Origin of the sequence: uncultured Clostridium sp. (assembly GCF_934754925.1) — a bacterium.
In the GTDB taxonomy this organism is placed as follows: Bacteria; Bacillota; Clostridia; order Clostridiales; family Clostridiaceae; genus Clostridium.
Window position 1 is genome coordinate 1 of sequence record NZ_CAKVJA010000056.1, and the last position, 13,756, is coordinate 13,756.

General features: G+C 27.0%; 12 protein-coding genes. 8 read left to right on the forward strand and 4 right to left on the reverse strand.

The features are described 5' to 3' along the window. Positions 1-148: 148 nt before the first annotated feature. From Q0G30_RS12745 to Q0G30_RS12775, 7 genes are all read left to right on the forward strand, one after another. Complete coding sequence (locus tag Q0G30_RS12745; RefSeq protein WP_294346439.1) at positions 149-2,086, forward strand: 3'-5' exonuclease; 1,938 nt, start codon at positions 149-151, stop codon at positions 2,084-2,086. A gap of 229 nt (positions 2,087-2,315) precedes the next feature. Further along, positions 2,316-5,063: a DEAD/DEAH box helicase gene (locus Q0G30_RS12750; protein WP_294390707.1), complete on the forward strand. Its 2,748-nt coding sequence runs from the start codon at positions 2,316-2,318 to the stop codon at positions 5,061-5,063. 572 nt (positions 5,064-5,635) lie between these two features. Then, positions 5,636-5,779 (forward strand): hypothetical protein, encoded by a 144-nt coding sequence (locus Q0G30_RS12755; RefSeq protein WP_294390709.1) that lies wholly within the window; start codon positions 5,636-5,638, stop codon positions 5,777-5,779. A 138-nt stretch (positions 5,780-5,917) separates the two neighbouring features. Further along, the gene (locus Q0G30_RS12760; RefSeq protein WP_294390713.1) at positions 5,918-6,334 is read left to right on the forward strand and encodes a hypothetical protein; all 417 of its coding nucleotides are present in this window, start codon (positions 5,918-5,920) and stop codon (positions 6,332-6,334) included. A gap of 134 nt (positions 6,335-6,468) precedes the next feature. Next, positions 6,469-7,407, forward strand: a complete 939-nt coding sequence (locus Q0G30_RS12765) for an AAA family ATPase (protein WP_294390716.1) — start codon at positions 6,469-6,471, stop codon at positions 7,405-7,407. Further along, positions 7,397-7,795, forward strand: coding sequence for a hypothetical protein (locus Q0G30_RS12770; RefSeq protein ID WP_294390719.1), 399 nt, complete (start codon positions 7,397-7,399; stop codon positions 7,793-7,795). The genes Q0G30_RS12765 and Q0G30_RS12770 overlap by 11 nt, the downstream gene beginning before the upstream one ends. A 159-nt stretch (positions 7,796-7,954) precedes the next feature. Next, positions 7,955-8,584, forward strand: coding sequence for an MATE family efflux transporter (locus Q0G30_RS12775; protein ID WP_366014044.1), 630 nt, complete (start codon positions 7,955-7,957; stop codon positions 8,582-8,584). A gap of 49 nt (positions 8,585-8,633) precedes the next feature. Here Q0G30_RS12775 and Q0G30_RS12780 read toward each other — a convergent pair whose 3' ends face one another. Then, entirely contained in the window at positions 8,634-9,374 is a 741-nt protein-coding gene (locus tag Q0G30_RS12780; protein WP_294390726.1) for an alpha/beta hydrolase, read from the reverse strand. Between the two features lie 66 nt (positions 9,375-9,440). Continuing rightward, complete coding sequence (locus tag Q0G30_RS12785; protein WP_294390729.1) at positions 9,441-9,989, reverse strand: N-acetyltransferase; 549 nt, start codon at positions 9,987-9,989, stop codon at positions 9,441-9,443. Positions 9,990-10,174: 185 nt separating this feature from the next. On the opposite strand from Q0G30_RS12785, the gene Q0G30_RS12790 reads away from it, so the two are divergent. Further along, entirely contained in the window at positions 10,175-10,711 is a 537-nt protein-coding gene (locus tag Q0G30_RS12790; RefSeq protein ID WP_294390732.1) for a hypothetical protein, read from the forward strand. 81 nt (positions 10,712-10,792) lie between these two features. Here Q0G30_RS12790 and Q0G30_RS12795 read toward each other — a convergent pair whose 3' ends face one another. After that, complete coding sequence (locus Q0G30_RS12795) at positions 10,793-13,381, reverse strand: alpha-amylase family glycosyl hydrolase (RefSeq protein ID WP_294390735.1); 2,589 nt, start codon at positions 13,379-13,381, stop codon at positions 10,793-10,795. Between the two features lie 282 nt (positions 13,382-13,663). Continuing rightward, positions 13,664-13,756: a hypothetical protein gene (locus Q0G30_RS12800; RefSeq protein WP_294390738.1), complete on the reverse strand. Its 93-nt coding sequence runs from the start codon at positions 13,754-13,756 to the stop codon at positions 13,664-13,666.

A 13,756-nucleotide genomic window follows, 5' to 3' on the forward strand; every position in this document is an offset into this window, starting at 1 on the left:
TTATTATAGCACTTATTATAGCAATTATGGTGATACATATTGTACTACGTCTTTTTAGGAGCAATAAAAATCTAGTTAATTAAAATTATATCCAAAATATGGTATAATATAAACTGTAAAGAAAATAAAAGGGGATAAGAAAAATATAATGAGGTTGAATGTTGAACAAAGAAGAATAATTGAGAATAAACCAAATGGACATGTATTAGTAAAAGGTGTTGCAGGGTCAGGCAAAACTACAGTAGCAGTGCATAAAATACCATTATTATTAAAAGATTATTGTTATGAAAAAGATGATAAGGTACTTATTATTACATATAATAAGTCATTAATTAATTATGTTAAATATATATATGAAGAAATAGAAAGAAACAAGGAAGAGGAACAACTATCATTAGAGATATATGAAAGGGGAAATGAAGATAAGCTAACTATAGAAACTATTGATAGAATTATGTTTAGATATTTTGTTTCATATATTAAAAATGAAAGATTAAGAATTGCTTCTGATAAACAAATTACAAGGGCTATGATAGATGCAGTTATATCAGTAAAAGAAACGTATAAAAACGTAAATGTATTAGATACAAAAAACTTATCATTTATAAAAGAAGAAATTAGATGGATGAAATCCTGTAATTATACAAACATTAAAGATTATCAAACTATTGATAGAATAGGAAGAATATCAAATAACAACATAGAATCACCACATAAGTTAAGAAAGAATTCACTTATAAGACAGGCTATTTTTGAAGTTATGCTTAAGTATAATGAAAATCTAAAAAAAGATAAGTTAGTGGATGAACAAGATATTTCATTAATAGCGTTAAGTCAGGCTCAAAAGCAAGTAGAAGAAAAATATACTCATATTATAGTTGATGAAACACAGGATTTAACAAGAGTACAATTAGAATTTATTAAAGCATTATATATGAATAAAAATTACTCTAGTATGTTATTTGTTTCAGATACAGCACAAAGTATTTATCCAGAAGCTTGGTTAGTAAAAGGAAGAAGTTTTACAAGTATAGGACTTGATATGAAAGGTAAAGCTACATCATTATATAAGAGTTATAGAACAACACTTCCAATAGCATATGCAGCATATAGCCTAATTGCAGATGATAAAAACATTATTGATGAAGATAACTTTGTAAAACCATCATTAATTGATAAGCAAGGAGTTTACCCTGTATATAGGGGATTTAAAAATAAAATATTAGAAGCTGAATATGTTGTTAACATAATAAAATATGAATTAATGGATAAGTATGACTATAAAGATATTGCAATTATAAGTAGATTCAAAAATCAATTAAGGGAAATAAAAAATTATTTAGATAAAAATAATATACCTTATAAAGAAGTTGAAAATGATGATGAGTTAGACTTTAATGATAATTCTATCAAACTACTTACCATGCATTTGATTAAGGGATTAGAATTTAAAGCCGTTATGATAGTAGGGCTTAATGATAAATATATGCCTTTAAAGTCCTTTGCAAATGAGTTTGAAGATAATGATTATGTTGAATCTATGGATAGAAAATTATTGTATGTAGGAATGACTAGAGCTACAGAGCAATTATTTTTAACTAGTGATGGAAATCCATCTAAGTTTATTAAAGATATAAGCTGTAAATATTTAAGAATTAATTCAAAAAGTAATTTTAGAAAGTTACATAGAATTAATATTGATGAATATTTATTTACTTATAAAATTTATGACATTTATAGAAATGAAGAAATTACAAGACAGTGGATTATTGATGAACTTATAAATAGATATGGATATCCTAAGGACTTAATAGATGTGGACTTAAAGATTAATATGGAGTCTAAATCTTATACAATAGATGTTGTTGTATATGATTATGAGAATAAGAACAAGGTTCCATTTATATTTATTAAAACTAATAAATTAGGAGTAGGAACCGAAAGAGATATGATTAATATTAAAGAATATATAAGTGATTATAATACTGTTAAATATGGAATTGTAACTGATGGAAATGAGATTGTTATTATTAATAATTATTTAGAAGAGATTCATGATATTCCATGTTTTAGAAGTAAGTTATAAAGAAACTTTTATTGAAAAAAAGAGGGGAGAGTAGATAGATATTATTCCAATAATCTATGTACTCTCCCATCTATTTTGACCATATACTGCAAACTTTTTAATTAAAATTCAGTTTTATCTAGTATTATTGATAATATAAATAAATGATAAGTATGTTATAATTATACACGAGATTAATTTAAATATAAAAACTATTTTAAATTAAGTGTTTTTAGAAAGAAGTGATGGGATGAGTTCAATTAAGTGTACATTAAGAAAAGAAACAAAAAATGAAATAGCTAAATACATAGACAATGAGTTTATTAATGAAACAATTAAAGAAATTGTTAAATACATAAAAGAAGTTAATAAGGTTAAAATAGATGATTCAAATTACAATAAATACGATGTGAATTCTAAAGTTAATTTACAAGATGACGGACCATTTAATATTTATGACTATACCTATGGGAAAGATTTCATGTATGAATTATCATGGGAAGGATCATATATTGAAGATGTAGAAGATGAAGAAAATATCAATAATCATAAGACTGTGTTTAAATATCAGCCCAAGGATATTGCTACTGTTTTATATGAAAAAGTAGAAAACACAATGGAAAAGAAAAAAGGGGAATTATATAAAAAATTTAAAAGCAGATATAATGAAGAATTCCTATGGAACAGTGTTAGATGGTATAAGAGAACTAGAGATGGCAAAGTATATTATGATTTAGACATAGAAGAGTTAAGTGATGATAAGAAAAGAAGTATAGAAGAAAAAATAAAAGTAGAAATAGGAAATGGATTTAAAAGTAGATGGGGATCTTCAGTTGCATCTAAGGTAGTTTCATTAGAAGAAAAACTTCTATTAGATATTTACGATAAGGGTTGTGCCTTATTAGGAATTGATAATGATTATTATACAGAAATTGTAGAAGCAGATAACAGTAATGATGAAGAAAAACTAGCACAACTTATGATTAAAAGTTGTGAAGAAGCAAGCTCATCTACCAAAGGAATAAATAGACTTAAAGTTAAGGTTGTTAATTCAATTGATAAAAGGTTAGATGATCTTATTAATGTAAATATTTATAAAACAAAAGAACATATGAAGTTATTTTTAGAAGATGCTAGAAATATGGTCTTTGGATATTATAAAAGTGTTAATTTACCAGGCTTTAGAAGAAACCTTATATCTAAGGAAAATAAAATCAATGAAATAATAAAAAGAATTGCTATAGTTGAAAATATTCTTTATAAGGAATATTTAAAAGAAAATAAAAAAGCACCATCTATTGATGAAATTCTAGATTTTAAAGAATGTATTCCTTGGATATGCATAAAAGGTTTAGTATGGACATCAGAAAATATATATATTAAAAATAAAGCAAAAGATGAAATTCAAGAGATAATTTTAGATAATCCAATATATGAATATAAAGAAACAAGAGATATGAAAAGACACTTTTATCTTCATGTTGGAGAAACTAATACAGGAAAAACATATTCAAGTATTGAGAGGCTTATGGAAGCAGATTCAGGTGTTTACTTAGCTCCATTAAGATTATTAGCACTTGAAATTCAAGATAAGCTTAATTCTCAAAATATACCTTGTTCGCTATTAACAGGAGAAGAAGAGGATATTATTACATATGCAGGTCATGTTTCATCAACAATTGAAAAGTTGCAACTTGGAACTCCTTATGATATATGTGTTATAGATGAAGCTCAAATGATTGCTGATAAACAAAGAGGATGGGCTTGGACAAGAGCAATAATAGGTGTAATGGCACCAGAAGTACATATATGTATGGCACCAGAAGCAAAGGATGTAATAATTAAACTAATAAAAGATTGTAATGATACATATGAAATTGTGGAACATAAGAGAGATACAGAACTTATATTTGAAGATAAAAAATTTGATTTAAATAAGGATGTTAAGCCAGGAGATGCTTTGGTTGTTTTTGGAAAAAAGAAAGCACTTGCAGTTTCTGCACAGCTTCTTAATAACAATATAAAAACAAGTATAATTTATGGTTCTCTTCCATATTCAACAAGAAAAAAACAGTTTGAAAGATTTTTAGATGGTGAAACAGAAGTAATAGTATGTACAGATGCCATTGGAATGGGAGTTAATCTTCCTATAAAACGTATTGTCTTTTTAGAAACAAGAAAGTATGATGGTATATCTTTAAGAAAATTAAATGTTTCTGAAATAAAACAAATAGCAGGAAGAGCTGGACGTAAGGGTATTTATAATAAGGGATATGTTGCAACTATGAGTGATAGCAATTTAATAAAGAATGCCTTAACTGCTGAAACAAAGAAGATTGAAAAATGCTTTATAGGAGTACCTGATTCATTACTTGATATAAATATAGATATTATAGATGCATTAAAAACATGGAGTGTAATGTCTGTTAAGGGATATTATGAAAAAACAGATGTTACAAGAATAATTTATCTTTTAAATAGATTAAAAAAGCTTAATATAAATGCATCTAAAGAAGATATTATGAAAATGGCTACAATTCCTTTTGAAGAAAATAATAAAGCTGTAGAATTATTATGGGAAGAATATTGTAAGATGTATAGTGCAGGTGCAGTAAACTTAAAGAAACCTGTCCTTAAGAAAAATGTAAGTTCAAAGAAGGAACTTGATGAACTTGAAAGTTATTATAAGTCATTAGAATTAAATTATTCTTTTGGAAAGAATTTTAATATGATGATAAATAATAGATATATAGCAGATGAAAAAGAAAATACAGCTAATAAAATAAATGAACTTCTTTTAACTAATCTTTTAGATCATGAAAGAGTTTGTATAAATTGCGGGAAAAAGTTATCATGGGATTATCCGAGTGATAGGTGTAGAGTTTGTAAGGAAATGTTACATGAAGCTAGAAGCGAAAGGTATAAACCAGTATTTAGAGGAAATAGGAGAAGAAGTGGTTTTAGTAGCTCTGCAAGAAAAAGAAGAAGTAGGTATTAAAAAGCTTGATTTTAAATTACAACTGTCAATCTGTAATTAGAAGAGTCTCTTTTTTATATAATATTTTAAGTTATTAATAGAAAAAATAAAAGTGCTATAAAGCTTGATATTTTCAAGGTTTATAGCACTTTTACTATACTTATATCATACCATAAAATCACAAAAATTTCAAGTCTAGTACTGCTTTAGAAAGAGTAGTAAGCTATACGGGAGGTGATAGTAATGAGTGAAGATTTTACTTTAGCTATACAAAATATGAAGAAAAAGCAATTAGCTTTTAAGTTTTAAAATAGAGGAAAATGAAGTTTTAGATGTTTTTGTAGATAATAAAAGTATGGATGATGAAAAGTTAAGAGAATTAATAGATGAAATAAGAGCTTGTAGGTTTATTAAAGATAAAATTATATAAATATAATTTATATACAATAAGCTACTCCAAGATAAAGATACATTTATCTTGGAGTAGCTATTAATTTATTTAAAAAATTTAAGATTATACCAGGAAAAATTTTATATAAAATTTTATATTTAACATATATCATTAATATATTTTATTAAGGAGTGTGGTTAAAGTGAAATGGTATGAAGCAAAAAGTATTGATGATTTAAAAGAAATAGGAACTTTAAGAACAGTAAAAATTGAGATTAACAAAGATATAAGAAAATTAACAGGAAAAAAGAATTTAGATGGATTTATAAAATATTCAATGGTATGATAAATATAAGGAAATCATAAATAATTAATTCAATGACTGATTTCGACAAATAAGATAAGAAAAATTTGTTATAATTTATAATTATAGATAAGATAAAACAAATTACAAATATAAATGGAATCAGGAAGTGAAAGTAAAATGAATAGGTTAGAAGGACTAATGAAATTAGCAAATGAAGCAGTAGAATTAATTAAGGAGTTTAGAAAAGAAGCTGAAATATTAGGACTAAACCCTTTAAGAGCAATAAGTATAAAGAATCATGGGGAAATAATTGAAGTAGATGATGAATTTGAAGGAATAAAGGAGTACTCTCTTAATAAAATAAGTTCGATATTTGAACTTGAAATGAGGGGATATGGTCCTTGTACTGCTGGATTTTATGAAGCTGTTAGCTTAGCTGAAGCGGATTTAGAATATGATTTTAAAAGATACTCTAAGGAAGAGTTTAAAGATTATGTTGGAAATTTAAAATATGCAGAATACAGATGTGAAGCTATATATCAAAGATTAGAAGAAATTGAAAAAGAAAGAGAAGATTTAGGTATTGTAATATAATTAAATAAATATAAAGGCTCTAGTAACTAAGATACATTGGTACTAGAGCCTTTAGCGTATAAGTATATATGAATTTATTTGGACAATAAGAATATAAATATAATTATATAATAGGTTTTTTAGGGGGAAGTTAATTGAAAGTAATTTCAGTTGTAAATTACAAAGGAGGAGTTGGAAAAACAACATTTGTAGCTAATATTGCAACTAATTTAGCAAAAAGGGGGAAGAAAGTTCTTTTAATTGATTTAGACCCACAGGGTAGTTTAACATTTTCTTTTATAAAGGTAGATGAATGGGCTAATAAATACAGAGAAAAAAGAACTATTAAAAACTGGTTTGATGATAAATTAAATGGAAGAGAAACAGATATAAATAAATTCATAATAAAAGATTTACTAGTAAATAAAACATATTGTACAGATAATCCTATAGGATTAATTTCATCACATCTAGATTTATTTGATATAAGTTTAGAGATGGCAGTACAGTTAAGAGGATTAGGTAAAAGAAGCTTAGCAAGAAATAAATTAGAGTGTTTATATACTTTAAAGAGGGGTATTTCTGAAATAAAAGAAAATTACGATTTTATATTTATAGATTGCCAACCAAGCTTTGACTTAATTACACAAAGTTCAATAATTGCTAGTAATTATTACTTTATTCCTACCAAATTTGATTATTTATCAACTTTAGGAATAGACTCATTATTAACTCATATAGATAAGCTTGTAAAGGAATGTAATGATAATATAAGATATTTTAACTTTAAGGGATATGATATAAATCCACAATTATTAGGTGTGGTTGGAAATATGGTTACTATTTCTAAGGGAGAAGAAGTTACAAGATTTGAAAAAAATTTTAAAACGGCAATATCTGATAAAAGCAAAATATTAAATAAAAAGTATAATGTGCTATTTAAAAGTAGTATTAGAAATAACTCTGAATTTATGGATATGGGAAACTTAATGCCAGCAATTGCAAAGAAGGCAGATAATCAAACAAAGAAAAATATTATTAATGAAATTGAAAATGTTATCAAAGAGTTTGAGGAGAGAGTCTATGAAAAATAATATTGATAGTAAGATTTTGAAGGTTATGAATTTAGCAATAAAATATATAGGAAAACTAACAGAAGAAGATTTGGACAAGCTAATAAATGGGAATATTACTTTTGCAGTATCAGATAAACATAAAAATAGGCTAGTAAAGGAGATAACATCCGAAAATGATTGGAACAATGAGATTAAGAAATTGAAGGAATTTAATAATAGGGAAGAGGCTAGTGAATATATAAGAAAACTAAAATTAAGTAATGAAAAGCTTAGAAATCTAGGACAAGCCTTGGGAATAAGTATTAGTAAGTCTACTAGAAAAGATAATATAATAGCTATGATTGTTGAAGGATGCATTGGCAATAGGTTAAAGATTGAAGGAATTAGAAAAGGAATTATTGGATAGAATTTGCAAAGGTAGCTGCAAGTTTTGTGGCTACTTTTATTTTAGGAATTATATAGCTTAAAAAATTTTAAGAGCAAACAAGTATTCTTAAAAATTCATCTTAATTAATCCTTGACTCTACAATTATTGTAGAGATTATAGTTTTAGATAACAAAATTAATAAAAAGGGGATGTGAAAAAAATAATAAAGTTGTAAATGAAGTAATTGGAAATACAGCAACCTTATTTATGACATTATCAATAGTATTTTCAGTAATTTTAATTTTGTTAGTAAAGACTATTGTTTCTATTATGGCAACACCATCAGAAGCAATTTCTGGAACAAATATATATCTTATAATATGTTTTGCAGGTATACCATTTATTACAGCATATAATATAATTAGTTCTATTTTCCGTGGAATGGGAGATTCAAAAAGTCCTATGTATTTTATTGCAATAGCTTGTGTTTTTAATATTGCATTAGATTACTTATTTATTGGAGTATTTAAATTAGGGGCAAGTGGTGCTGCTTTAGGAACAACTTTATCTCAAGCAATAAGTGTTATTATTTCTCTTATTGTAATTAAAAAACGTAAAATGATACCAGGGATTTCATATAAAGACTTTAAGATTAAAAAAAGTGTATTAGCTTATTTCTATTATTTGTGCAAGAATTCCCCTTGCTTGGCTAGCAACAAAATATTTTCCACAAACACTTTTACCAATGGGAATAGCAGCTCCAATAGGTTCTTTATTATCAGTTATAATATGCATTGGAATTTATATATGGATGAAGAAACATCCTGAAAAGTTAAAAATAAAACAGCTACAAATTACTTAGTAGCTGTTTTACTTTTTATTTAGAAATTTTATTTAATAAATCAATAGAAGCATTAGCAGCTTGTTCAATTTGTTCATCAGCAGAAATTTCAGCAGGGTTGTCTCCAGATTGTTCACCATAGCTTCCAAATTGAGCATGATTACCACCAGCTATTTCAATAAATGTAGTAGTTGAAGGTAATAGGTTCTTTGAATCTGAAATTTTTTCTAAGTTAGCAACACCATCTAATGAACCATAAATTGAAGTAACTTCAACATTAGAATCCTTAAGTTCATCACCTTGAGGATATGAAGCATAAAGAATAACACCTTCAATATTACTGTTTTCACTAGCATACTTAGCAGCCATTACACCACCTAATGAATGGCCAGAAATTGCCCAATTTTTAATATTAGGAAATTTTGATATTACTTCATCAGCTATATTGTAATCAAAAATAGCAAAGTTAAGTGGCATAGGAGTTATAATAACTTCATATCCAGCTTGAGCAATCTTATTTGCAAGAGGAGCATATGCTTCAGGTTCTACCTTTGCTCCAGGGTATATTATTAATCCTGTTGTTGCATTTAAATTCTGTGGAGTAAATGTTATGAAATTATCTTCAGTTACATCTACTAAAGGGGAATCTTGTAAACTAGCCATAGCTTCAGTACTTGGACCATAAGAAGTCATAAAAAATGAAGCCATAAATATAAGAGCAACTATTATTAAGCCTAATATTATAAAGCCTAATCTTTTAAAGATTTTATTTTTCATTTTATTTCACCTCAAGTTTTTTCTTAAATAACTATCATATGTTTTTATTTATATAATGTCAAGGCTTTACAATAACTTCCTCATTACTATACCATCAGCTTTAAAGGCTTTAATATCACTATAATCAAAAAAGTCCTTTAATTTACAAACTTCATGAAATCCATTTTTAATATAGATATTTCTAGCTGACATCCAATTTTCAGCTACTACTAATAAAAGAGATTTAGGATTTATAACTAACTTATCAACATTATCAGTTAAATAATTAAATAGTATTTTACCTATTCCATATTTTCTTGCTTTAGGTGAAATAGCAAAAGATGATATATATAATTCATCACCAGTAGCTTTATGACTTTTTTTAATAGAATGATTTAGTAAAAAACTGCTTTCTTCAAGGTTTTCATTATATAACCATATTTCAGAACAAATATATCCAATTATCTCATTTTCATATTCAGCAACTAAAAAACCTTTATTAAAAGTTTCAATTCTATCAATAAAAACTTTTCTATCTTCACAGATATTTTTATCAAATGAATTATGTTCAATTTCTAATATTTTTTCTATGTCCTTTATTTTTGCATTACGTATTTTTATATTATTAATGTTCATTTAATCTCTCCTATATTTGATCTAACCAATTAATTTATTATATATTAACATACTTTAGCACTGAATAGTTATTTAGAGAAAATATATCAAAGGTTATAAAAATTTATTAAATATAATGTATAAAAAGTAGCATTAATAAGAAAAAATGTAATAAGGGGGATATATTATAGTTAGGAGCAAAAATTATGAGTGATAATTTAAAAGAAAAAGTTAAATGTACAATACCAATTAAAGTTGATTCTTATGAAGAGTTATTTAGAGAATTTGATTATAGAGAAGTTAAAGAGCGAAGTATTAATGCTGATTTAGATGGATGGATTCAAGAATATATTTTAAGAGTACCATATAAGTTGAAAGATATTTACGTTGAATTAGAAATAAATATGCCACTACAGGTTAAGGATGAAAATAAAGAGGAAGTATCTAGGATAAGTATAATAAATTCATATAAGGAATTTTTAGATAGAGAAAAAAAGTTAAGTGTTATGGGTATAATAAGAATTGGATATTATATGATTGCTGCAGCAATTCTTTTAACTTTTTGGTATATTATTAAGAATTTTAAAGGTGAATCTTTACTTACATCATTATTGAATTCTGGAGGAACAGTATTATTGTGGGAAGTAATGAGTTTAATTTTTATAGAAAATAAGAATTTTAAATATAAGCTTAGAGTTAATAAGAAGCTAAGTAAGATGAAAGTAGTATTTAATTATATATAAGATATGTAATATTTAAAAATATAAGACGAGGATGTATGAAAATATAAAATATTAAACATACATCCTCACCATTAGATTATATTATTTTAGATAAGCTCCAGCTTCACCGATTTTTCCAGGAGCAGAATTACCAGGAAGATCAAGAACATAAATTCTCATATTTCCTTTACCAACACTTGGAATAGATAAAGTTCCATTTGTAACATTTTTAACATCACCAGTTATAGCATCAACATATTTTCCATTTGGAATATTATTAAATGTTGCACCATTTGTGATAGATACACATACGAAACTATCAACTCCTTCTTCTTCATTTGTATAACGTCTCTTAAATGCCATATCTCCACTTACATTTTCAGTTGAATATTGACCTTTTCTTAATGCAGGAATTTGACTTCTTATTAAGTTTAATCTTTGGATGTGTTTAGATAATGGGTGATTTAATGTTTCAGCCATAGCACCTGTTGCAGAAGTATATTGTGCAAAGTCTGTTACATTTACTGAACCTTCAATATTATCACCAAAATAAGCTCTACCAGTAGTGCTTAATGGAGCATTTGGTCCAACATCAATTGGAGCACCTTTCATAAATTCAATTTCACTTCCGTAGTATATAGCAGGAATTCCTCTGAAAGTGAACATTAAGTTTAAGTTTTCAGCCCAAGTATCTTGAGAACCAGCAAATCTTTGATTTTCTGGGGCACAGTCTGGAGCATAGTCGTGAGAATCAACATAAGTTACATTCCAAGTAGCATCACTATAATATTGGTCACCAGATACAGCAACATTAAATGCATCACGAGCATTATTAAAGTTCCAATGCATTGGGAAGTCAATAACATCTAAACCAGATCTAATGCTTTCATCAGTAGTATGATAAGTGTTACCATTTAATAAGTGGTTTTTACTAGTAGGTTGCTCATTTACTTGTTGGTTATCATTCCAATGCTCTAATGTACTTTGTTCTCTTTCAGCTAAAGTTGACCAAGAATAGTCTTTAGTTTCCTTCCATGTATAGAAAGGTGTAGATATAGCAGGGATATTGTTATTCCATACTTGTCTATATCTTGTAGCAACTTCACCAAACATATAGAAGTCTTCACCACCTGCAGCTTTAAATGCAGGAATATATTCATTATTTAAAGTTAATCTAGAAATGTGTTTAACAGTATCTAATCTGAAAGCATCTACGCCCATATTAATATATTTAGTATATGAGTCAACTAAATAATCGATAACTTTTGGGTTTTCAGTATTTAAGTCTACACAATCACCAGCAATTTGCCCAGTTTGAACAGTATATCCTTCCCAACTTAAACTCTTTTCGTGATGATAAATGTTTTCAGTATCATTAATACCTTCTTTCATAGCAGTGATTCTAGCGTTATATTGTGCTGAAGGTGTTAAAGATTGATAATTGCTAGGTAAACGATTATAAAAATCAATTAGTACTAAATTGTCAGCAGTATCTTCAGTACTATAATCTTTTTCAAAAAGAGGGAAAAGATTTTCTTCTCCAAAATTACCAGTATGGTTTAAAACTATATCTTGTATTATTTTTAATCCTTTTTCGTGAGCTGCATCAATTAAATCTTGATAAGTAGCTCCTTCAGATTCATATCTAGGATCAACTTGACTGAAGTCGATTGCATGATAGCCGTGATAGTCATATCCACTTGCATTTTCAACTACAGGAGTAATCCAAATAGCAGTAAATCCAAGAGCTTTGATGTAATCAAGCTTATCAATTAAACCTTGGAAGTCACCACGCCAAGCAGGATCAGAATCAGGATTTCCAGCCTTTGCATCATCCCAACAGTGAACATTATTACTAGAATCACCATCATAGAATCTTGAAGTCATAACAAAGTAAATTGTTTCATCTCTAAAGTCAGTTCTATCGCCAGTGTTTACATCTTTATCACCATCGTCTGTATCATCATCATCTTTATCGTCTTCTTTATCATCATCATCAAAAACGTTTTCAGGATTGCTAGAGTACCATTGATTATCTTTGAACCACCATTCGCCAGCAGTTCTAGATAAGTCACCAGTTTGATTTCCATTTCCATTAAAAATTAAATTAGCGCTAGAAACATTAGGTATTTCATAATAGTACCAATTGTTGCCTTCAGAAGTCATAGAAGTACCAGGCCAATTTTTAACTGAAGAACTAGGAGATGTATTCCAATAATATATATTAGGTTGTCCCCATGAGCTTTTAAAGTGAACTTTTATAGAAGTATTAACAGTAGATTGAGATACTGGATCAGTATATGAAATACTACCATCTTTTTTTATCCAGATATCAGAAGTTGTTGTAAAATCCTTTCCTGAATTAGTTAATTTATTATTCCAAGTACCATCATTAAATAGGAATTGAACTTTGCTTGAAGGTAAAGTTTTTTTGTACCAACCAGTTCTATATTCAGTTAAGTTACCAGGTGACTGTTTTAATGAGGTGGTATCCCAAGCTGACGTTGATAAATCACTATCATACCATATCCAAATTTCGGACCAATTTGATGGTTTTTCAACATGAATTGTTATTGTATCACCAGCTGCATAAGCAGAGCTAATGTACTTAGAGCTACCAAATGATAGAGTAGTAAATAGAGTAGTAAAAGCAAGTAAAGAAACAAGAAGCTTCTTATATAATTTTTTCAATTTTATCTCCCCCTAAATTTAAATTACATAGTATATAATATTCCTCCCTTCAATATTAAGTATAATAGATTGTAAAAAAAATACAATAACATTTTTGGAAAATTCTGAAAATAAACATAATTTCATTGGATATTAAAAAAGAGATGAATTAACTAAAAATCATGGCTTTTGTAATATAAGTAAATATTAACAATAAAAAAGCAGTTACAAAATTAAGTTTTGTAGCTGCTTTATTACTGTCCCGTTGGAACCACCTTCTTTCTGGAGTAACTATTAATTAAGTTATTCTATTAAAATCCTACTATCATTATTTGAGGATATTTCCTTCTTAGGTAAATCAATAGTTAAAACACCATTATCAAATTTAGCTTTAAT